Raw genomic sequence first — 18,384 nt, 5'->3', positions numbered from 1 at the left:
AGATAAAAAAAAAGCTTCACCAATTAGTGAAGCTTTTTATCGTATTTATGATATTATGACTTTGGATATTCTCTCAAAGGATAACCAGTATAAATCTGTCTTGGTCTTCCAATAGGTTCTTTATTCTCCCTCATTTCTTTCCATTGTGCGATCCAACCTGGTAATCTGCCTATTGCAAACAATACAGTAAACATATCTGTTGGAATTCCTAATGCTCTATAAATAATTCCGGAATAAAAATCTACATTCGGATATAAATTTCTTGATTTAAAATATTCATCTTCTAATGCGGCAATCTCCAACTTTTTAGCAATTTCAAGAATTGGATCTTCTACACCCAAAGTAGCAAGAACTTCATCTGCCGCTTTTTTGATAATTTTGGCTCTTGGATCAAAATTTTTGTAAACTCTATGACCAAAACCCATTAATCTGAATGGATCATTTTTATCTTTTGCTTTGGCCAGATATTTGTCTGCATCACCACCAGTGGCATGTATTTCTTCCAACATTTCAAGTACGGCTTGGTTAGCACCTCCGTGCAATGGACCCCATAAAGCCGAAACTCCTGCTGAAATTGAAGCAAAAAGACCAGCATGAGATGAACCTACCATTCTAACTGTAGATGTAGAACAATTTTGTTCATGATCTGCGTGTAAAATAAATAATTTATCTAATGCATCTATTATAATTGGATTTGCTGTATAAGGCCCTGTAGGCAACTTAAACATCAAATTCATAAAATTCTCAACGTATCCAATTGTATTATCATAGTAATTCAAAGGATATCCCATACTTTTTCTATAAGTCCAGGTAGCAATAACTAAAAATTTAGCAATAGTTTTACAAACTGCGTCATACATGTCTTTTTCATTATCGGCATCTACAGACTTAGGGTTAAATGCGGTCAAAGCACTTGTCAAGGCAGACAAAACTCCCATCGGATGTGCAGTTCTTGGGAAACCATCTAGAATAATCTTCATTTCTTCACTTACCAAAGTGAATTTGCGAATGTCGTTCTCAAATTGTTGCAGTCTTTCAACTGAGGGCAAATTTCCAAAAATTATTAAATAAGAAACTTCAAGAAAATGAGATTTTTCAGCTAACTCTTCAATAGAATAACCTCTGTAACGTAAAATCCCAAGTTCCCCATCCAAAAAAGTAATTTCACTTTTACAAGCACCAGAATTTTTATAACCCGGATCAAGAGTAATCACCCCCGACATATCACGTAATTTACTAATATCTACGGCAGCTTCATTCTCACTTCCAATAATTACCGGAAGCTCAAATTTATTACCATCGATTTCTAATATCGCTATTTTTGACATATTTTTTTATGAAATAAAATTTAAATTATAATTTACCAAATCTAAGGAATTCCACATTAAATTAAAAACTAAATGGTCAATCAATTTGTTAAATATTCAATAAAAAAGCCATTCACTTGAGATGAATGGCTTTTTTATTATAATCCTATTAGTATTACTTAATTTTAAAAGCGTTTTTTCCAGGAAAATATGCAGAATTCCCAAGTTCTTCTTCAATTCTTAATAATTGATTGTATTTCGCCATACGATCTGAACGAGAAGCAGATCCTGTTTTAATTTGACCACAGTTTAATGCAACTGCTAAATCTGCAATTGTATAATCTTCAGTTTCCCCTGAACGGTGAGACATTACTGAAGTATATCCTGCATTTTTAGCCATATTCACAGCAGCAATTGTTTCCGTTAAAGTTCCAATTTGGTTCACTTTTACCAATATAGAGTTAGCTATACCTTTCTCAATACCTGTAGATAATCTTTTTACATTTGTTACAAATAAATCATCTCCAACCAACTGTACTTTATGACCAATTTTTTCGGTAAGTAGTTTCCAACCATCCCAGTCATTTTCATCCATACCATCTTCGATAGAAATAATTGGATACTTAGCTACTAATTCAGCTAAATATTCAACTTGTTCAGCAGAAGTTCTAATTTTTCCAGTTGGACCTTCAAATTTAGAATAATCATATTTACCATCTACATAAAATTCTGCAGAAGCACAATCCAAAGCAATCATAATTTCGTCACCAAAAGTATAACCTGCCAATTCAACAGCTTTTTTAATAGTATCCAAAGCATCTTCAGTACCACCAGCTAAAGTTGGAGCAAACCCACCTTCATCGCCAACAGCAGTCGAAAGACCTCTGTCATGCAATACTTTTTTAAGGTTATGGAAAATTTCTGTTCCCATTTGTAAAGCTTGTGCAAAAGAAGTTGCCTTAACTGGCATAATCATAAACTCCTGAAAAGCAATAGGTGCATCAGAATGTGACCCACCATTGATAATATTCATCATTGGTAAAGGCAAAGTGTTTGCAGAAACACCACCAACATATCTATATAAAGGTAATCCCAATTCATTTGCAGCAGCTTTTGCAACAGCAAGAGAAACTCCAAGAATTGCATTAGCTCCCAAACTAGATTTAGTTGGTGTACCGTCTAAATCAATCATCATTTGATCGATTAGATTTTGCTCAAAAACAGAAGTTCCAATTAATTCTTCAGCAATTTTAGTATTTACATTTTCAACCGCTTTCAAAACACCTTTTCCAACAAAAGCTTTTCCACCATCACGTAATTCATGTGCTTCATGCTCTCCTGTAGAAGCTCCTGAAGGAACAGCGGCTCTACCTAAAACTCCATTCTCTGTAATTACATCAACTTCTACGGTAGGATTACCTCTTGAATCAAAAATTTGTCTTGCGTGAATTTTAATAATAATACTCATTATTCTTATTTTTTATGTTATTAATTTGTATTTTACTCAAAATTAAGTAAAAAAAATCACAAGTCTTTATTCTTAAAACGTTAATATGTTTTTATTTATTAACGATAACGTTTTAGTCTTGTACAGATTTGATATTTTCAATAAACTGATCAAAAAGATAAGAAGAATCGTGCGGTCCAGGGCTAGCTTCAGGATGATATTGAACAGAAAAACAATTTTTATTTTTCATTCTCATACCTGCAACTGTACCATCGTTCAAATGCAAATGAGTAATTTCTAAATCAGGATGATCGTCCAATTCTTCTTTATTTACTGCAAAACCATGATTCTGAGAAGTGATTTCACCACGCCCCGTTATTATATTTTTTACAGGATGATTAATCCCTCTGTGACCATTGAACATTTTATAAGTTGAAACACCATTTGCCAAAGCAATAACCTGATGCCCTAAACAAATTCCAAACAAAGGTTTATCATTTACGATTATCTCTTTAGCTACGTTTATGGCACTTTCTAAAGGATCTGGATCTCCAGGACCATTAGACAAGAAAAAACCATCAGGATCAAATGATGCCAATTCCTGAAAAGTAGCATCATAAGGAAACACTTTAATATAACAATCTCTTTTTGCCAGATTACGAAGTATATTTTCTTTAATTCCCAAATCTAAAGCAGAAATTTTATAAGTAGCGTTTTCATCTCCATAAAAATAAGGCGCTTTAGTAGAAACTTTTGAAGCCAATTCCAATCCTTTCATGTCAGGAACTTCAGCTAATAAGATTTTTAATTCTTCTACAGCAGTGTCATCAGTACATATAACAGCATTCATTGCCCCGTTTTCACGAATATAACTTACTAATGCTCGAGTATCAACATCTGAAATACAGATCAAATTCTCTTTGATAAAATAATCTTCTAAACTACCCGCAGAATCTTCACGAGAATAATTAAAACTAAAATTTTTGCAAATTAAACCTGCTATTTTAATACTGTTAGATTCAACCTCTTTGTCATTTACCCCGTAATTCCCAATATGGGCATTTGTAGCAACCATTAACTGACCAAAATAAGAAGGATCAGTAAAAATCTCCTGATAACCGGTCATGCCTGTATTAAAACAAACTTCTCCAAATGTTTTACCACTTATTCCAATAGATTTTCCGTGAAAAATTGTTCCGTCACTTAATAGAAGAATAGCGCTTTTTCGTGTTGTATATTTCATGTGTAATTTAATATTGTGCAAATTTAATTTTTTAAAACAGCGGATGCAATGTTTTTAATAAATAATTCAATCAATGAGGTACTCGATAACAAAGAGTAACAAAAAGACAAAAAATTGTTCAAAAAAAAGAAAGAAATAATCTTTTACATTACAAAATGCCATGATTACAATTCTGTTTTCGATAATTAGTAAAATGAACAAAAATGGTTTTAGAAAACAAAAAAAAAGGATAAACTATAAATAGTTTATCCTTGATTATTATCGAATGATTATTTTCATAATTATTCAGCAGCAGTATCAGTTGATTCAACTTCAGCAGCTGGAGCTTCAGTAGCTTCGTCTGCTTTTTTAGCTTTCCCACCACGACGGCTTTTTGCTTTTTTAACTTCTTTCTTACCTCCGTTGTAAAGCTCATTGAAATCTACCAATTCGATCATTGCCATATCAGCATTATCTCCTAAACGATTTCCAACTTTAATGATACGTGTGTATCCTCCTGGACGATCACCTACTTTAGCAGCTACATCTCTGAACAAGTCAGTTACTGCATATTTACTACGTAAGTAAGCAAAAACGATACGACGATTGTGAGTTGTATCTGATTTTGATTTTGTTATAAGCGGTTCAACAAATTGTTTAAGCGCTTTAGCTTTAGCAACAGTAGTGTTAATACGTTTGTGCTCAATAAGAGAACAAGCCATATTAGCCAACATAGAACTTCTATGTGCAGTCTGTCTGCTTAAGTGATTGAATTTTTTTCCGTGTCTCATGACTTGTTTTTTATAACTTCATCTTGCTACTATCCACTTTGGAGAGCAAAATATGAAGTAATTTATTCTTTATCTAGTTTGTATTTTGCCAAATCCATTCCGAAGTTCAAATTTTTAATCGCAACTAGTTCGTCTAGTTCCGTTAAAGATTTTTTACCGAAATTACGGAATTTCATTAGGTCATTTTTATTGAACGATACTAAATCTCCAAGTGTATCAACTTCAGCCGCTTTCAAGCAATTTAATGCTCTAACAGACAAATCCATATCAACAAGCTTAGTTTTAAGCAATTGTCTCATATGTAATGATTCTTCATCATACGATTCTGTTTGTGCAATTTCATCAGCCTCAAGTGTAATTCTTTCGTCAGAAAACAACATAAAATGGTGAATTAAAACTTTTGCAGCTTCAGTAAGAGCATCTTTAGGATTGATAGAACCATCAGTTTTTATTTCAAAAACCAATTTTTCGTAATCTGTTTTTTGCTCTACACGGAAGTTTTCAATTGAATACTTAACATTTTTTACCGGAGTAAAAATTGAGTCAGTAAAAATAGTTCCTATTGCAGCATTTTGTTTTTTGTTCTCTTCAGCAGGAACATATCCTCTACCTTTTTCGATGGTTAAATCGAAATTCAGTTTGATTTTACTATCCAAATTACAGATAACCAATTCTGGATTCAAAACTTGGAAACCTGAAATGAATTTTTGAAAATCACCAGCTGTCAATTGATCTTTACCTGAAACAGAAATAGTAACTGATTCATTATCTATATCTTCAATTTGACGTTTGAAACGTACTTGTTTAAGATTAAGGATAATTTCGGTAACGTCTTCAACAACTCCTGAAATAGTAGAAAACTCATGATCTACACCTTCTATACGAACAGATGTAATTGCATAACCTTCTAATGCTGAAAGCAAAACTCTTCTAAGTGCATTACCAACGGTCAATCCGTATCCTGGTTCTAAAGGTCTGAATTCAAACTTACCTTCAAAATCGGTTGAATCGATCATGATAACTTTATCGGGCTTCTGAAAATTAAATATTGCCATAAATTTCGACTAAGTCAATTATTATTTGTTGTACAACTCTACGATTAATTGTTCTTTGATGTTTTCTGGAATTTGAAGCCTAGCAGGAACAGTAACAAAAGTACCTGATTTAGTTTCATTATTCCAAGTAATCCATTCATAAACATGACTTGAATTAGATAAAGAACGTTCGATAGCTTCTATAGATTTAGACTTTTCACGAACACCAACAACATCACCTGGTTTCAAGTGATAAGAAGGAATATTTACATTTTCTCCGTTTACTGTAATGTGACGGTGAGAAACGATTTGACGTGCACCTCTTCTAGATGGAGCAATCCCCATTCTAAAAACTACATTATCAAGTCTTGCTTCACACAATTGTAACAATACTTCACCAGTTACACCTTTGGTAGCTGATGCTTTTTCGAATAAATTTCTGAATTGTTTTTCTAAAATTCCATAAGAATATTTAGCTTTTTGCTTTTCCATTAACTGGACAGCATATTCAGATTTTTTCCCTCTTTTTTTAGCCATCCCGTGTTGACCAGGTGGATAATTTCTTTTTTCGAAAGCTTTATCGTCTCCGAAAATTGCCTCGCCAAATTTACGAGCGATTCTTGTACTAGGACCAGTATATCTTGCCATTTTAAATTGTTTAAGATTGAGATTATGAATTCAGGTCTTATCCTTCGATAATCTATATTCAATCTAGGTTATACTATAAAAATTTTTGAGTATTAAACTCTACGTCTTTTTGGAGGACGACATCCATTGTGAGGCATTGGAGTAACATCGATAATCTCTGTAACTTCAATTCCACCGTTATGCAAAGAACGGATAGCAGACTCACGTCCGTTTCCTGGTCCTTTTACATAAACCTTTACTTTTTTAAGTCCAGCCTCAAGAGCTACTTTACTACAATCTTCTGCTGCCATTTGAGCTGCGTATGGAGTGTTCTTTTTAGAACCTCTAAAACCCATTTTACCAGCTGAAGACCAAGAAATAACTTCACCTTTTTTGTTAGTCAAAGAAATAATGATGTTATTGAAGGTAGCAGAAATATGAGCTTCTCCCGTTGATTCAACGATAACTTTACGTTTTTTTGCAGTTGCTTTAGCCATATTACTTATTATTTAGTTGCTTTTTTCTTGTTCGCAACAGTTTTTCTTTTACCTTTTCTTGTTCTAGAGTTGTTTTTAGTTCTTTGTCCTCTTAATGGAAGACCAGATCTATGACGGATACCTCTATAACATCCAATATCCATTAAACGTTTGATGTTTAAAGAAACTTCAGAACGTAATTCTCCTTCAATTTTGAAAGCTGATACCGCCTCACGAATTGCTCCGATCTCGTCATCATTCCAGTCTTGAACTTTTTTATCTTGGCTAACTTGAGCTTTTTCTAAAATCTCAATTGCTCTACTATTTCCTAATCCGAAGATGTAGGTAAGTGCTATAACACCTCTCTTATTTTTCGGGATATCTACCCCTGCTATTCTTGCCATAATTATCCTTGTCTTTGTTTAAATCTAGGATTCTTTTTGTTTATTACGTACAATCTCCCTTTTCTACGCACAATTTTGCACTCGGGACTTCTCTTTTTTACTGATGCTCTAACTTTCATAGTGAATATCCTTTAATATCTATAAGTAATTCTTGCTTTTGACAAATCATAAGGACTCATTTCTAGTTTCACTTTATCACCAGGTAATAATTTGATATAATGCATACGCATTTTTCCAGAAATATGAGCAATTACAATATGTCCATTTTCTAACTCTACACGGAACATCGCATTTGATAATGCTTCGATGATGGATCCGTCTTGTTCTATTGCTGATTGTTTTGCCATAAGTTAAGCTACCGCTTTTCTATTTTTACCACTTTTCATCAAACCATCATAATGTTTATTCAACAAGTATGAATTAATTTGTTGAATTGTATCAATTGCAACTCCAACCATAATTATCAATGAAGTCCCTCCAAAAAACATAGCCCAAGATTGTTGAACATCCATAAGACTCACAACAATCGCTGGGAACACAGCTATCAAAGCAAGAAATAAAGATCCTGGAAAAGTTATCAAAGACATCACTTTATCAAGATAATCAGAAGTTTCTGCTCCGGGTCTAATCCCAGGAATAAAACCACCGCTTCTCTTTAAATCATCAGACATTTTGTTAGTAGGTACTGTAATGGCAGTATAAAAGAAAGTAAATACAACTATCAAAGTTGCAAAAACAAGGTTATACCAAAATCCAAACATGTTACTAAAAGCACCAACAATAGATTGTGATGCATCTGACTTAGACAAACCAGCGACAGCAGCAGGAATAAACATAATTGCTTGTGCAAATATAATTGGCATTACACCAGATGCATTAAGCTTTAATGGAATCCATTGTCTGTTACCACCCATCATATCTTGTTCGAAATCTCCAGAAGTTGTACGACGAGCATACTGCACTGGAATTTTTCTAATTGCCATAACTAATAATACACAAGAAATAATAACAAGCAACCAAATAATGATTTCGATAACCAATAACATTGGTCCTCCATTATTATTAGTAACTCTAGTTGTGAATTCTTGCATAAAAGCTTGAGGCAACCTAGCTAATATACCAACCATAATCAAAAGGGAAATACCGTTTCCGATTCCTTTATCAGTAATTTTTTCTCCTAACCACATGGCAAAAATTGTACCTGTAACTAGAATAACCACTGAAGAAAATAAGAATTCAAAAGAGTTAAACCCTAATAAAAATGCTGAACTAGGTAAAGTTCTATAAAGATTGTAGATATAAGTTGGTCCTTGTACTAATGTAATAACAATAGTTAACCAACGGGTAATTTGATTGATTTTTTTTCTACCACTCTCTCCATCGCTTTGAAGTTTTTGCAAATAAGGAATTGCAATTCCCATAAGTTGCACTACAATAGATGCAGAAATGTAAGGCATAATTCCCAAAGCAAAAACTGAAGCTTTAGAAAATGCACCTCCGGTAAACATGTCTAGAATAGATCCTAATCCATTTTTTGTCTGTCCTGCTAAACCAGTTAATTGAGTTGCGTCAATTCCTGGAAGTGTAACATGAGCACCAAAACGATAAACAAGAAGTAGACCTAAAGTAATAAGAATTCTATTCTTTAGTTCTTCTATTTTCCAAACATTACTTATTGATTCAATAAATTTCTTCATCTTAATTGAAAAATTACATGATTACAGCTTCTCCTCCAGCAGCTTCAATAGCAGCTTTTGCAGTAGCAGTAAATTTGTGAGCAGTTACTTTTAATTTTGCTGTCAATTCTCCTCTACCTAAAATCTTAACGATTTCATTTTTGGTAGCAAGACGATTAGCTACATAAACTGTCATATCAACAGTATCTGTAATTACTCCATTATCAACTAATAATTGAAGAGTATCAAGATTAACACCCTCGTATTCTTTACGATTGATGTTAGTGAAACCAAACTTAGGCACACGTCTTTGAAGAGGCATTTGCCCACCTTCAAAACCAATCTTTTTAGAATAACCAGAACGAGATTTTGCTCCTTTGTGTCCTCTTGCAGAGGTACCACCTTTACCAGAACCTTCTCCTCTACCTAATCTTTTATTTTGATTGTGTGTAGAACCTTCAGCAGGTTGTAAGTTACTTAAATTCATAACAGTATTTGTTATTTAGTTTCTTCAACAGAAACTAAGTGTTTAACTTTATTTATCATCCCAAGGATTGTAGGATTTGAATCATGCTCTACAACTTGTCCCATTTTACGTAGACCTAAAGCTTCCAAACCTCTTTTTTGAGTAAGAGGGCAGTTGATTTTGCTTCTAACTTGTTTTACTAATAATTTAGCCATAATTTCCTTGAATTAACCTTTAAAAACTTTTTCTAAAGAAACGCCTCTTTGTTTTGCAACAGTATAAGCACTTCTCATTTGTAATAAAGCATCAAAAGTTGCTTTCACTACGTTGTGAGGATTTGAAGATCCTTGTGATTTAGACAATACATCATGAATTCCTACTGATTCAAGAACTGAACGAACAGCTCCACCAGCAATAACTCCTGTACCATGAGAGGCAGGAATTAAGAATACACGTGCACCACCAAATTTACCTTTTTGTTCGTGAGGAACAGATTGTCCATTCAAAGGAATTTTTACTAAATTTTTCTTAGCATCTTCTACTGCTTTCGCAATTGCTTCAGAAACGTCTTTAGATTTTCCTAATCCGTGACCAACCACTCCATTTTCATCACCTACAACTACAATAGCAGAAAAACCAAAAGCTCTACCTCCCTTTGTAACTTTAGTAACACGATTTACACTTACCAAACGATCTTTTAGTTCAAGACCACTTGGTTTTACTAGCTCTACATTCTTGTATTTACTATTAGACATACTATATTAGAATTTAAGTCCAGCCGCTCTCGCGCCTTCCGCTAATGATTTAATACGACCATGATATAAATAACCTCCTCTATCGAATGTTACAACATCTATACCGGCTTTCAAAGCTTTTTCTGCTACTAGTTTCCCAACTGCAGTTGCAACTTCTACGTTCGTACCTTTTCCTATTTCTTTTTCTCTTGAAGAAGCAGCCAATAAAGTAACTCCGTTTACATCATCAATTAATTGAGCGTAAATTTCTTTGTTACTTCTAAAAACAGATAGTCTTGGATTAGTAGCAGTACCACTGATCGTTTTTCTAATTCTGAATCTAATTCTTTGTCTTCTTTCAGGTTTTGTTAATGACATAATGTTATTTTTTAAGCTGATTTACCTGCTTTTCTTCTTAATACTTCACCTACAAATTTAACACCTTTTCCTTTGTACGGCTCAGGTTTACGGAAACCTCTAATTTTTGCCGCAACTTGACCTAAAAGTTGTTTGTCAAATGATGTTAATTTTACAATTGGATTTTTACCTTTTTCAGATATTGTTTCAAGAGTTACCTCTGGTGCAACTTCTAGAATAATATTGTGTGAAAAACCTAAAGCCAAATCTAATTTTTGACCTTGATTTGAAGCTCTATAACCAACTCCTACCAATTCCAAAGATTTTGTAAAACCTTCAGACACTCCGATAATCATGTTATTGATTAAAGATCTGTACAAACCATGTTTTGCTCTTTGGTCTTTGTGATCAGAAGATCTTTCTACTTGAACTTGATCTCCTTCAACTGTAACAGTTACGTCCGAAAACTCCTGTGTCAGTTGACCATTTTTTCCTTTTACTGTAATAATACCATCAGCAACCGAAACAGTTACTCCAGCTGGTATTGTTACTGGGCTTTTACCTATTCTTGACATCTTATATAGTCTTTAAAATTAGTATACGTAACAAATTACTTCTCCACCTACATTTAATTGCTTGGCTTGTTTACCTGTCATCAACCCTTTTGAAGTTGAAACAATAGCAATTCCCAATCCGTTAAGGATTCTTGGTATTTTAGAAGCACCTGCATACTTACGTAAACCTGGTTTACTAATTCTTTGGATATCTTTTATTACAGGCTCTTTAGTATCTTTATCGTACTTCAAAGCAATTTTGATTGAACCCTGTACAGCGTTGTCTTCAAATTTGTAACTTAAGATATAACCTTGATCAAATAAGATCTTTGTTATTTCTTTTTTTAGATTAGAAGCTGGAATTTCGACAACTTTGTGGTTTGCAGCCACAGCGTTTCTAACTCTCGTCAAATAATCTGCAATTGGATCTGTATACATATGTATTGATTTGCGGTAACGGTTTTCGATTAAACGTAATCGAACCTGAAACCAGTTTATAAATGTGAAAAACAGACGTGATTACTCACGTCTGAATATTTTTCTACCAAGATGCTTTTTTAACACCTGGTATTAGTCCATTATTAGCCATTTCACGAAATGTAACACGTGAAATACCGAATTGACGCATATACCCTCTTGGTCTACCTGTTAATTTACAACGATTGTGCAAACGAACTGGAGAAGCATTTTTCGGTAATTTTTGCAAACCTACGAAATCTCCAGCTTCTAACAAAGCTTTTCTTTTCTCAGCATACTTAGCTACCGTTTTTTCTCTTTTAACCTCACGGGCTTTCATTGATTCTTTAGCCATATCTTAATTCTTTTTAAAAGGTAAACCTAATTCAGCCAACAATGACTTTGCTTCTTTGTCTGTTTTTGCAGTAGTTACAAAAGAAATGTCCATTCCAGATATTTTATTTACTTTGTCAATATCAATTTCAGGGAAAATGATTTGCTCTAAAACACCTAAATTATAATTTCCTCTACCATCAAAACCAGTAGCTTTAATACCACTGAAGTCTCTCACACGTGGCAATGCTGAAGTAATAAGTCTATCTAAAAACTCATACATTCTTTCACCACGCAAAGTTACTTTTGCTCCAATAGGCATCCCTTTTCTTAATTTAAAAGACGCAACGTCTTTCTTTGAAATAGTAGATACTGCTTTTTGTCCAGTGATCTTTGTCAATTCATCAACTGCATAGTCAATCAATTTTTTATCAGATACTGCTGCACCAACTCCTTTACTCAAAACGATTTTTTCCAATTTAGGAACTTGCATTACGTTTGTGTAACCGAATTCTTCTTTAAGAGCAGAGATAACTCTACTCTTATATTCTTCTTTTAGTCTAGGTATATATGCCATTACTATAGTACTTGATTAGATTTTTTTGAAAATCTTACTTTCTTATCTCCTTCAACTCTGATACCTACTCTAGTTGTTTCCTTTGTTTTAGGATCAATAAGAGAAATATTAGATATTTGTATAGAAGCTTCCTTTTTTACAATACCACCTTGAGGGCTTTTTGCACTAGGTTTCGTATGTTTTGAAACCATATTTACACCTTCAACAATTGCTTTGTTTTTCTCACGGTATACACGTAATACTTTACCTTCAGCACCTTTATGGTCTCCAGCAATTACTCTTACGATGTCTCCTGATTTTATTTTTAGCTTTATCATCTTAAAACGAATTAAAGCACTTCTGGTGCTAATGATACAATTTTCATGAATTGTTTTTCACGAAGTTCTCTTGCTACCGGACCAAAAACACGAGTTCCTCTCATTTCCCCTGCTGCATTCAAAAGAACACATGCATTATCATCGAAACGGATATAAGAACCATCGGCTCTTCTTACTTCTTTTTTGGTACGTACAACAACTGCAGTTGAAACAGCTCCTTTTTTAACGCTTCCGTTAGGCGCTGTATCTTTGATAGAAACTACAATCTTGTCTCCAACAGAGGCATACCTTCTTTTGGTACCTCCTAAAACACGGATAGTTAAAACTTCTTTAGCTCCAGTGTTATCTGCGACTTTTAGTCTTGATTCTTGTTGTACCATAATTATTTAGCTCTTTCTAGGATTTCAACTAATCTCCAACATTTTGATTTACTTAAAGGACGCGTTTCGCTAATTCTTACAGTATCTCCTATGTTACAGTCGTTTGTTTCGTCATGCGCTACAAATTTCTTTGTTTTCAACACGAACTTACCGTATAATGGGTGTTTTACTTTTGTTACCTGAGCAACTACAATGGATTTATCCATTTTGTTTGAAGTAACAACCCCAACTCTTTCTTTTCTTAAATTTCTTTTTTCTTCCATCTTTCAGCAGAATTATTGTAATTCTCTTTTAGTAAGTTCGGTAGCTAATCTTGCAACTGTTCTTCTTACACTTCTAATTTGAAGTGGGTTCTCAATTGGTGAAATAGCGTGAGCCATTTTTAGGTCGGCATATGCCTTCTTAGTCTGGCTAAGTTTTTCTTGCAACTCCGCTGCAGAAAGATCTTTTATTTCTGATTGTTTCATAATATAATATAGATTATGCTTCGAAATCTCTAGCAACTACGAATTTGGTTTTTACTGGAAGCTTTTGAGCTGCAAGACGTAACGCCTCTTTTGCAACTGATAAAGGAACTCCTCCAACTTCAAACATAATTCTTCCGGGTTTAACAACGGCAGCCCAATACTCAACTGCACCTTTACCTTTACCCATACGTACCTCAAGAGGCTTCTTAGTGATAGGTTTGTCTGGAAATATTTTGATCCATAATTGTCCTTCTCTTTTCATAAAACGAGTTGCAGCAATACGCGCAGCTTCGATTTGACGAGAGGTTAAGAACATTCCATCTTCATGTACAGATTTAATACCAAACATTCCATTTGAAAGTTCATGTCCTCTTTGAGAATTTCCTTTCATTTTACCTTTTTGTACCTTACGGTATTTTGTTCTTTTAGGCTGTAACATTTTTCTTTAGTTTAAAAATTTACTTTCGTTTACGAGCGTCTGGTTTTCCACCTTTATTAAAAGGCTTTCTGTCTCCTCTAGGAGCATCGCCACCTTTACCACCACCAGGTTGTTTTTTATCCATTCCTGCAAGTGGAGAAAGATCTCTCTTTCCATAAACTTCACCTTTCATGATCCACACTTTGATTCCCATTCTACCATAAGTAGTATGCGCTTCAGCAAGTGCATAATCAATATCAGCTCTGAAAGTTGATAGAGGAATTCTACCTTCTTTGAAACCTTCTGAACGAGCCATCTCTGCACCATTCAAACGACCAGAAATCAAAACTTTGATACCTTCTGCGTTCATACGCATAGAAGCAGCAATAGCCATTTTGATTGCACGTCTGTAAGAAATTCTGCTTTCGATTTGACGACAGATGCTTGTAGCAACTAGATACGCGTCAAGTTCAGGTCTTTTAATTTCAAAGATGTTGATTTGAACCTCTTTGTCAGTAACTTTTTTAAGTTCCTCTTTCAACTTGTCTACCTCTTGTCCACCTTTTCCGATAATGATACCAGGTCTAGCAGTAGTGATAGTAACGGTTACAAGTTTTAAAGTTCTCTCAATGATTACTTTCGATACACTAGCTTTTGATAAACGAGCGTGGATATACTTTCTGATTTTATAATCTTCGGCTAATTTATCGCCGTAATCATTTCCACCATACCAGTTTGAGTCCCATCCTCTGATGATACCAAGTCTATTTCCAATTGGATTTGTCTTTTGTCCCATGCTGCTTAAGAATTGCTTTGTGTGTTATTGATAGCTCCCAACACGATTGTTACGTGATTTGAACGTTTTCTTATTCTGTGTGCTCTTCCTTGTGGAGCTGGACGAAGTCTTTTCAACATCATTCCACCATCTACACGGATTTCCTTAACAAATAAACCAGCTTCTTCCATATTAGCGTCAGGGTTTTTTGCTTGCCAGTTGGCAATTACAGATAAAACCAATTTTTCTAATTTTCTTGAAGCTTCTTTAGAACTGAATCTTAAGATGTTTAGTGCTCTTTCTACCTTCTGACCTCTTACCAAGTCCGCTACTAAGCGCATTTTTCTAGGTGAAGTAGGGCAGTTATTCAATTTTGCGAAAGCTAAAGACTTATTAGCCTCTTTTCTCGCATCTGCTGTTTCTCTTTTACGAACTCCCATTGCTTCTTATTTTTTACCTTTATTTTTTGCTCCAGCATGACCTCTAAAAGATCTAGTTGGTGAAAATTCTCCTAATTTGTGACCTACCATGTTTTCTGTTACGTAAACTGGTACAAATTGACGACCGTTATGAACTGCGATAGTTTGTCCAACAAAGTCTGGAGTAATCATAGAAGCTCTAGACCAGGTCTTAACTACTCCTTTATTTCCACCTGCAATGTTTTCTTGAACTTTCTTGTCTAACTTATAATGAACGAAAGGTCCTTTTTTTAATGAACGTGCCATATCTTATTATTTCTTTCTACGTTCTACGATATACTTGTTACTCGGGTTTTTCTTAGAACGAGTTCTATAACCTTTAGCTGGTATTCCATTTCTTGAACGTGGATGTCCACCAGAAGAACGTCCTTCACCACCACCCATTGGGTGATCGACAGGGTTCATTGCAACAGGTCTTGTTCTAGGTCTTCTTCCTAACCATCTTGTTCTACCAGCTTTTCCTGATACAACTAATTGGTGGTCTGAATTAGAAACCGCACCAATTGTAGCCGAACAGGTCAACAAGATTAATCTTGTTTCTCCAGAAGGCATTTTAATTGTTGCATATTTTCCATCTCTTGCCATCAATTGAGCAAATGTTCCAGCAGAACGAGCGATTACAGCTCCTTGTCCTGGTCTCAATTCGATACAAGAAATTACAGTTCCAAGTGGAACTCTACTTAAAGGTAATGTATTACCAATTTCTGGTTGAGATTCTGGTCCAGAAACTAATTTCTGACCAACTTTCAATCCGTTTTGAGCAATAACATAAGTTTTCTCACCATCAGCGTAAGCTAATAATGCGATAAACGCAGTACGATTTGGATCATATTCGATTGATTTCACTGTAGCTGGAATTCCTTCTTTTGTACGTTTGAAATCAATAATACGATATCTCTGCTTGTGACCACCACCCGTATAACGCATGGTCATCTTTCCTTGACTATTTCTACCTCCAGAGTTTTTTATCGGCGCTATCAAAGAGCGTTCCGGCTTATCAGTTGTAATGGCGTCATAACCATTCACAACTCTAAATCGCTGACCTGGGGTAATAGGTTTTAATTTTCTTACTGACATTTTATCTTAGATATTGTTGTAAAAATCAATTGTTTCTCCTTCTTGTACTTGTACAATTGCTTTTTTAATAGCATTTGTCTTTCCACTGATTAAACCACTTTTAGTGTATTTAGTAGTTCTGTCTGGTCTTACATTCATTGTGTTAACACTCAAAATAGTTACTCCATAAGCAGCTTCAACAGCTTTCTTAATTTCAACTTTATTTGCTTTTTTGTTAACAACGAATCCAAAACGGTTTAAAACTTCACTTTCTTTGGTTACTTTTTCCGTTACTATAGGTTTAATTATGATGCTCATATCCTATTATTTACTTAAATTTTCTTCAATTACTTCCAAAGAACTCTCTAAAAGCACTAAATTATTAGCATTTAAAATAGCGTAAGTGCTTAATTCATAACTACTTACAACATTAGCCGCCTTTAAATTACGTGAGGACAAATATACATTTTTATTTGTATCACCCAACACGAACAGTGATTTTTTGTTTTCTAACTCTAAAGCTTTCAAAACATTAATGAAATTTTTAGTGTTTGGTGTTTCAAAATTAAAATCTTCAAGTACAATTATATTTGACTCTTTTGCTTTAATAGAGAAAGCAGATTTTCTAGCAAGACGTTTTAAGCTTTTATTCAATTTGAATGAATAACTTCTTGGTCTTGGTCCAAAAACTGTTCCACCACCTTTAAACAAAGGGTTTTTTGCACTACCCGCACGAGCAGTACCAGTTCCTTTTTGTTTTTTAATCTTACGTGTACTTCCCGCTACTTCAGCTCTTTCTTTAGCTTTGTGCGTTCCTTGTCTTTGATTAGCAAGATATTGCTTAACATCAAGATATACTGCGTGATTGTTTGGCTCAATTGCATATACTGAATCAGAAAGTTGAACTTTTCTTCCAGTATCTTTTCCGTTGAAATCTAATACTTTTACTTCCATTACTTCTGAATGATTACATAAGAGTTGTTACATCCAGGAACACATCCTTTTATAACAAGTAGGTTCTTTTCAGCCACTACTTTTAAAACTCTAAGGTTTTGAACTTTTACATTATCTCCTCCCATTCTTCCAGCCATACGCATTCCTTTGAATACTCTAGATGGATAAGAAGAAGCTCCTACAGAACCTGGCGCTCTTAAACGGTTGTGTTGACCGTGAGTTGCTTGACCAACACCACCAAAACCGTGACGTTTTACAACCCCTTGAAAACCTTTACCTTTAGATACACCTTGTACATCTACAAATTCTCCTTCAGCAAAAATAGAAACATCAATAAGATCTCCTAATTTTTGTTCTGTTGCGAAATCTTGGAATTCAACGACTTTTTTCTTAGCTACAGTTCCCGCTTTTTTAAAGTGACCTAAAGCCGCTTTTGTGGAATGTTTCTCGTTTTTGTCATCGAAACCAAGTTGCAACGCTTCATACCCGTCAACACCTTTGGTTCTGACTTGGGTAACAACACATGGACCAGCTTCAATTACTGTACAAGGAATATTCTTCCCGTTTTCGTCGAAAATACTAGTCATGCCGATTTTTCTACCAATTAACCCAGACATAAATATTAATTATTAATTATTAAATATAAATATAGAACGCAGCTTTTAAGCAAATCCTATTTTTTTAGTGGGTGCAAAAGTATAACTTATTTGCATACAAACCAAAAAAATATTTTTTACTCAAAAACAGCGCTCCTTTTTACTCTTGAAGTACTTAAACTTTGATTTCAACTTCAACTCCACTTGGCAATTCAAGTTTCATTAAAGCATCAATAGTTTTAGATGAAGATGAATAAATATCAATCAATCTCTTGTATGACATTACTTCAAATTGTTCTCTCGCTTTTTTGTTAACGTGTGGAGAACGTAGAACTGTAAAAAGTTTTTTGTGTGTTGGTAATGGAATTGGTCCTGTAACAACTGCACCGGTACTTTTTACCGTTTTTACAATCTTTTCAGCAGACTTGTCTACCAACATGTGATCGTAAGATTTTAATTTTATTCTGATTTTTTGACTCAT

General features: G+C 34.2%; 32 protein-coding genes. All 32 read right to left on the bottom strand.

The window, feature by feature from the left end; genetic code table 11:
* Window positions 1-53 precede the first annotated feature (53 nt).
* Window positions 54-1,328 (bottom strand): citrate synthase, encoded by a 1,275-nt coding sequence (locus tag OLM57_RS07920; protein WP_264566664.1) that lies wholly within the window; start codon window positions 1,326-1,328, stop codon window positions 54-56.
* A 154-nt stretch (window positions 1,329-1,482) separates the two neighbouring features.
* Complete coding sequence (gene eno / locus OLM57_RS07915; protein ID WP_264566663.1) at window positions 1,483-2,775, bottom strand: phosphopyruvate hydratase; 1,293 nt, start codon at window positions 2,773-2,775, stop codon at window positions 1,483-1,485.
* 112 nt (window positions 2,776-2,887) lie between these two features.
* Window positions 2,888-3,997: a glutamine-hydrolyzing carbamoyl-phosphate synthase small subunit gene (gene carA, locus OLM57_RS07910; RefSeq protein ID WP_264566662.1), complete on the bottom strand. Its 1,110-nt coding sequence runs from the start codon at window positions 3,995-3,997 to the stop codon at window positions 2,888-2,890.
* A 281-nt stretch (window positions 3,998-4,278) separates the two neighbouring features.
* Entirely contained in the window at window positions 4,279-4,767 is a 489-nt protein-coding gene (gene rplQ, locus OLM57_RS07905) for a 50S ribosomal protein L17 (protein WP_264566661.1), read from the bottom strand.
* A 62-nt stretch (window positions 4,768-4,829) separates the two neighbouring features.
* The gene (locus tag OLM57_RS07900; RefSeq protein ID WP_264566660.1) at window positions 4,830-5,822 is read right to left on the bottom strand and encodes a DNA-directed RNA polymerase subunit alpha; all 993 of its coding nucleotides are present in this window, start codon (window positions 5,820-5,822) and stop codon (window positions 4,830-4,832) included.
* 21 nt (window positions 5,823-5,843) lie between these two features.
* Window positions 5,844-6,449: a 30S ribosomal protein S4 gene (gene rpsD, locus OLM57_RS07895; protein WP_035668090.1), complete on the bottom strand. Its 606-nt coding sequence runs from the start codon at window positions 6,447-6,449 to the stop codon at window positions 5,844-5,846.
* Window positions 6,450-6,541: 92 nt separating this feature from the next.
* Window positions 6,542-6,925 carry a 30S ribosomal protein S11 gene (rpsK, locus tag OLM57_RS07890; protein WP_024981527.1) on the bottom strand — a complete coding sequence of 128 codons (384 nt, stop codon included), beginning with the start codon at window positions 6,923-6,925 and terminating at the stop codon, window positions 6,542-6,544.
* Window positions 6,926-6,933: 8 nt separating this feature from the next.
* Complete coding sequence (rpsM, locus tag OLM57_RS07885; protein ID WP_264566659.1) at window positions 6,934-7,308, bottom strand: 30S ribosomal protein S13; 375 nt, start codon at window positions 7,306-7,308, stop codon at window positions 6,934-6,936.
* Between the two features lie 2 nt (window positions 7,309-7,310).
* Window positions 7,311-7,427 carry a type B 50S ribosomal protein L36 gene (ykgO, locus tag OLM57_RS07880; protein ID WP_008992256.1) on the bottom strand — a complete coding sequence of 39 codons (117 nt, stop codon included), beginning with the start codon at window positions 7,425-7,427 and terminating at the stop codon, window positions 7,311-7,313.
* 12 nt (window positions 7,428-7,439) lie between these two features.
* Entirely contained in the window at window positions 7,440-7,655 is a 216-nt protein-coding gene (infA, locus tag OLM57_RS07875; RefSeq protein ID WP_007136545.1) for a translation initiation factor IF-1, read from the bottom strand.
* Between the two features lie 3 nt (window positions 7,656-7,658).
* The gene (gene secY / locus OLM57_RS07870) at window positions 7,659-9,005 is read right to left on the bottom strand and encodes a preprotein translocase subunit SecY (RefSeq protein ID WP_264566658.1); all 1,347 of its coding nucleotides are present in this window, start codon (window positions 9,003-9,005) and stop codon (window positions 7,659-7,661) included.
* Between the two features lie 13 nt (window positions 9,006-9,018).
* Window positions 9,019-9,471, bottom strand: a complete 453-nt coding sequence (gene rplO, locus OLM57_RS07865; RefSeq protein ID WP_264566657.1) for a 50S ribosomal protein L15 — start codon at window positions 9,469-9,471, stop codon at window positions 9,019-9,021.
* 11 nt (window positions 9,472-9,482) lie between these two features.
* Window positions 9,483-9,665, bottom strand: coding sequence for a 50S ribosomal protein L30 (gene rpmD, locus OLM57_RS07860; protein WP_035668100.1), 183 nt, complete (start codon window positions 9,663-9,665; stop codon window positions 9,483-9,485).
* A 12-nt stretch (window positions 9,666-9,677) separates the two neighbouring features.
* Window positions 9,678-10,205: a 30S ribosomal protein S5 gene (gene rpsE / locus OLM57_RS07855; protein WP_035668102.1), complete on the bottom strand. Its 528-nt coding sequence runs from the start codon at window positions 10,203-10,205 to the stop codon at window positions 9,678-9,680.
* A 6-nt stretch (window positions 10,206-10,211) separates the two neighbouring features.
* Window positions 10,212-10,562 carry a 50S ribosomal protein L18 gene (rplR, locus tag OLM57_RS07850; RefSeq protein ID WP_264566656.1) on the bottom strand — a complete coding sequence of 117 codons (351 nt, stop codon included), beginning with the start codon at window positions 10,560-10,562 and terminating at the stop codon, window positions 10,212-10,214.
* A gap of 11 nt (window positions 10,563-10,573) precedes the next feature.
* Window positions 10,574-11,116 (bottom strand): 50S ribosomal protein L6, encoded by a 543-nt coding sequence (rplF, locus tag OLM57_RS07845; protein WP_264566655.1) that lies wholly within the window; start codon window positions 11,114-11,116, stop codon window positions 10,574-10,576.
* Window positions 11,117-11,134: 18 nt separating this feature from the next.
* Window positions 11,135-11,533, bottom strand: coding sequence for a 30S ribosomal protein S8 (rpsH, locus tag OLM57_RS07840; RefSeq protein ID WP_077377752.1), 399 nt, complete (start codon window positions 11,531-11,533; stop codon window positions 11,135-11,137).
* Window positions 11,534-11,636: 103 nt separating this feature from the next.
* A complete protein-coding gene (gene rpsN / locus OLM57_RS07835; protein WP_026707007.1) occupies window positions 11,637-11,906 on the bottom strand; it encodes a 30S ribosomal protein S14 in 270 nt (89 codons plus the stop codon).
* Between the two features lie 3 nt (window positions 11,907-11,909).
* Complete coding sequence (rplE, locus tag OLM57_RS07830; RefSeq protein ID WP_077377755.1) at window positions 11,910-12,461, bottom strand: 50S ribosomal protein L5; 552 nt, start codon at window positions 12,459-12,461, stop codon at window positions 11,910-11,912.
* A gap of 2 nt (window positions 12,462-12,463) precedes the next feature.
* On the bottom strand, window positions 12,464-12,778 hold the full coding sequence (gene rplX, locus OLM57_RS07825; protein WP_035668111.1) for a 50S ribosomal protein L24: 315 nt from the start codon (window positions 12,776-12,778) through the stop codon (window positions 12,464-12,466).
* Between the two features lie 11 nt (window positions 12,779-12,789).
* Window positions 12,790-13,158 (bottom strand): 50S ribosomal protein L14, encoded by a 369-nt coding sequence (rplN, locus tag OLM57_RS07820; protein WP_026717863.1) that lies wholly within the window; start codon window positions 13,156-13,158, stop codon window positions 12,790-12,792.
* A 2-nt stretch (window positions 13,159-13,160) separates the two neighbouring features.
* The gene (gene rpsQ, locus OLM57_RS07815; RefSeq protein WP_026707010.1) at window positions 13,161-13,421 is read right to left on the bottom strand and encodes a 30S ribosomal protein S17; all 261 of its coding nucleotides are present in this window, start codon (window positions 13,419-13,421) and stop codon (window positions 13,161-13,163) included.
* Between the two features lie 12 nt (window positions 13,422-13,433).
* Window positions 13,434-13,625, bottom strand: a complete 192-nt coding sequence (gene rpmC / locus OLM57_RS07810; RefSeq protein ID WP_035668115.1) for a 50S ribosomal protein L29 — start codon at window positions 13,623-13,625, stop codon at window positions 13,434-13,436.
* A gap of 13 nt (window positions 13,626-13,638) precedes the next feature.
* Entirely contained in the window at window positions 13,639-14,064 is a 426-nt protein-coding gene (gene rplP / locus OLM57_RS07805; protein WP_007803637.1) for a 50S ribosomal protein L16, read from the bottom strand.
* Between the two features lie 19 nt (window positions 14,065-14,083).
* Window positions 14,084-14,839, bottom strand: a complete 756-nt coding sequence (gene rpsC / locus OLM57_RS07800) for a 30S ribosomal protein S3 (RefSeq protein ID WP_264566654.1) — start codon at window positions 14,837-14,839, stop codon at window positions 14,084-14,086.
* 5 nt (window positions 14,840-14,844) lie between these two features.
* Window positions 14,845-15,258: a 50S ribosomal protein L22 gene (gene rplV / locus OLM57_RS07795; RefSeq protein WP_113636701.1), complete on the bottom strand. Its 414-nt coding sequence runs from the start codon at window positions 15,256-15,258 to the stop codon at window positions 14,845-14,847.
* A 6-nt stretch (window positions 15,259-15,264) separates the two neighbouring features.
* Window positions 15,265-15,543, bottom strand: a complete 279-nt coding sequence (gene rpsS / locus OLM57_RS07790) for a 30S ribosomal protein S19 (RefSeq protein ID WP_007136562.1) — start codon at window positions 15,541-15,543, stop codon at window positions 15,265-15,267.
* Between the two features lie 6 nt (window positions 15,544-15,549).
* Window positions 15,550-16,374, bottom strand: coding sequence for a 50S ribosomal protein L2 (rplB, locus tag OLM57_RS07785; protein WP_035668122.1), 825 nt, complete (start codon window positions 16,372-16,374; stop codon window positions 15,550-15,552).
* A 6-nt stretch (window positions 16,375-16,380) separates the two neighbouring features.
* The gene (rplW, locus tag OLM57_RS07780) at window positions 16,381-16,671 is read right to left on the bottom strand and encodes a 50S ribosomal protein L23 (protein WP_264566653.1); all 291 of its coding nucleotides are present in this window, start codon (window positions 16,669-16,671) and stop codon (window positions 16,381-16,383) included.
* A 6-nt stretch (window positions 16,672-16,677) separates the two neighbouring features.
* Entirely contained in the window at window positions 16,678-17,307 is a 630-nt protein-coding gene (gene rplD / locus OLM57_RS07775) for a 50S ribosomal protein L4 (protein ID WP_116761843.1), read from the bottom strand.
* Window positions 17,307-17,924, bottom strand: a complete 618-nt coding sequence (gene rplC, locus OLM57_RS07770; RefSeq protein ID WP_066081043.1) for a 50S ribosomal protein L3 — start codon at window positions 17,922-17,924, stop codon at window positions 17,307-17,309. The genes rplD and rplC overlap by 1 nt, the downstream gene beginning before the upstream one ends.
* A gap of 154 nt (window positions 17,925-18,078) precedes the next feature.
* Window positions 18,079-18,384: a 30S ribosomal protein S10 gene (gene rpsJ / locus OLM57_RS07765; protein WP_011963470.1), complete on the bottom strand. Its 306-nt coding sequence runs from the start codon at window positions 18,382-18,384 to the stop codon at window positions 18,079-18,081.

This window comes from Flavobacterium sp. N3904, assembly GCF_025947305.1.
Lineage (GTDB): Bacteria > Bacteroidota > Bacteroidia > Flavobacteriales > Flavobacteriaceae > Flavobacterium.
This window is presented reverse-complemented; position numbering and strand designations above follow the sequence as displayed.

Coding starts and splice junctions, on each gene's coding strand:
- rpsM (WP_264566659.1), bottom strand. CDS start 7,308: ATGGCAAGAATAGCAGGGGTAGATATCCCGAAAAATAAGAGAGGTGTT.
- rplB (WP_035668122.1), bottom strand. CDS start 16,374: ATGTCAGTAAGAAAATTAAAACCTATTACCCCAGGTCAGCGATTTAGA.
- rpsN (WP_026707007.1), bottom strand. CDS start 11,906: ATGGCTAAAGAATCAATGAAAGCCCGTGAGGTTAAAAGAGAAAAAACG.
- rpmC (WP_035668115.1), bottom strand. CDS start 13,625: ATGAAACAATCAGAAATAAAAGATCTTTCTGCAGCGGAGTTGCAAGAA.
- eno (WP_264566663.1), bottom strand. CDS start 2,775: ATGAGTATTATTATTAAAATTCACGCAAGACAAATTTTTGATTCAAGA.
- rplC (WP_066081043.1), bottom strand. CDS start 17,924: ATGTCTGGGTTAATTGGTAGAAAAATCGGCATGACTAGTATTTTCGAC.
- rplW (WP_264566653.1), bottom strand. CDS start 16,671: ATGAGCATCATAATTAAACCTATAGTAACGGAAAAAGTAACCAAAGAA.
- rplD (WP_116761843.1), bottom strand. CDS start 17,307: ATGGAAGTAAAAGTATTAGATTTCAACGGAAAAGATACTGGAAGAAAA.
- secY (WP_264566658.1), bottom strand. CDS start 9,005: ATGAAGAAATTTATTGAATCAATAAGTAATGTTTGGAAAATAGAAGAA.
- infA (WP_007136545.1), bottom strand. CDS start 7,655: ATGGCAAAACAATCAGCAATAGAACAAGACGGATCCATCATCGAAGCA.
- OLM57_RS07920 (WP_264566664.1), bottom strand. CDS start 1,328: ATGTCAAAAATAGCGATATTAGAAATCGATGGTAATAAATTTGAGCTT.
- rplF (WP_264566655.1), bottom strand. CDS start 11,116: ATGTCAAGAATAGGTAAAAGCCCAGTAACAATACCAGCTGGAGTAACT.
- rplX (WP_035668111.1), bottom strand. CDS start 12,778: ATGATAAAGCTAAAAATAAAATCAGGAGACATCGTAAGAGTAATTGCT.
- rpsH (WP_077377752.1), bottom strand. CDS start 11,533: ATGTATACAGATCCAATTGCAGATTATTTGACGAGAGTTAGAAACGCT.
- OLM57_RS07900 (WP_264566660.1), bottom strand. CDS start 5,822: ATGGCAATATTTAATTTTCAGAAGCCCGATAAAGTTATCATGATCGAT.
- rplN (WP_026717863.1), bottom strand. CDS start 13,158: ATGGTACAACAAGAATCAAGACTAAAAGTCGCAGATAACACTGGAGCT.
- rplE (WP_077377755.1), bottom strand. CDS start 12,461: ATGGCATATATACCTAGACTAAAAGAAGAATATAAGAGTAGAGTTATC.
- rpsC (WP_264566654.1), bottom strand. CDS start 14,839: ATGGGACAAAAGACAAATCCAATTGGAAATAGACTTGGTATCATCAGA.
- rpmD (WP_035668100.1), bottom strand. CDS start 9,665: ATGGCTAAATTATTAGTAAAACAAGTTAGAAGCAAAATCAACTGCCCT.
- rplO (WP_264566657.1), bottom strand. CDS start 9,471: ATGAATTTAAGTAACTTACAACCTGCTGAAGGTTCTACACACAATCAA.
- rplP (WP_007803637.1), bottom strand. CDS start 14,064: ATGTTACAGCCTAAAAGAACAAAATACCGTAAGGTACAAAAAGGTAAA.
- rpsD (WP_035668090.1), bottom strand. CDS start 6,449: ATGGCAAGATATACTGGTCCTAGTACAAGAATCGCTCGTAAATTTGGC.
- ykgO (WP_008992256.1), bottom strand. CDS start 7,427: ATGAAAGTTAGAGCATCAGTAAAAAAGAGAAGTCCCGAGTGCAAAATT.
- rpsJ (WP_011963470.1), bottom strand. CDS start 18,384: ATGAGTCAAAAAATCAGAATAAAATTAAAATCTTACGATCACATGTTG.
- rplV (WP_113636701.1), bottom strand. CDS start 15,258: ATGGGAGTTCGTAAAAGAGAAACAGCAGATGCGAGAAAAGAGGCTAAT.
- rpsE (WP_035668102.1), bottom strand. CDS start 10,205: ATGTCTAATAGTAAATACAAGAATGTAGAGCTAGTAAAACCAAGTGGT.
- rpsS (WP_007136562.1), bottom strand. CDS start 15,543: ATGGCACGTTCATTAAAAAAAGGACCTTTCGTTCATTATAAGTTAGAC.
- rpsQ (WP_026707010.1), bottom strand. CDS start 13,421: ATGGAAGAAAAAAGAAATTTAAGAAAAGAAAGAGTTGGGGTTGTTACT.
- rplR (WP_264566656.1), bottom strand. CDS start 10,562: ATGTCATTAACAAAACCTGAAAGAAGACAAAGAATTAGATTCAGAATT.
- carA (WP_264566662.1), bottom strand. CDS start 3,997: ATGAAATATACAACACGAAAAAGCGCTATTCTTCTATTAAGTGACGGA.
- rpsK (WP_024981527.1), bottom strand. CDS start 6,925: ATGGCTAAAGCAACTGCAAAAAAACGTAAAGTTATCGTTGAATCAACG.
- rplQ (WP_264566661.1), bottom strand. CDS start 4,767: ATGAGACACGGAAAAAAATTCAATCACTTAAGCAGACAGACTGCACAT.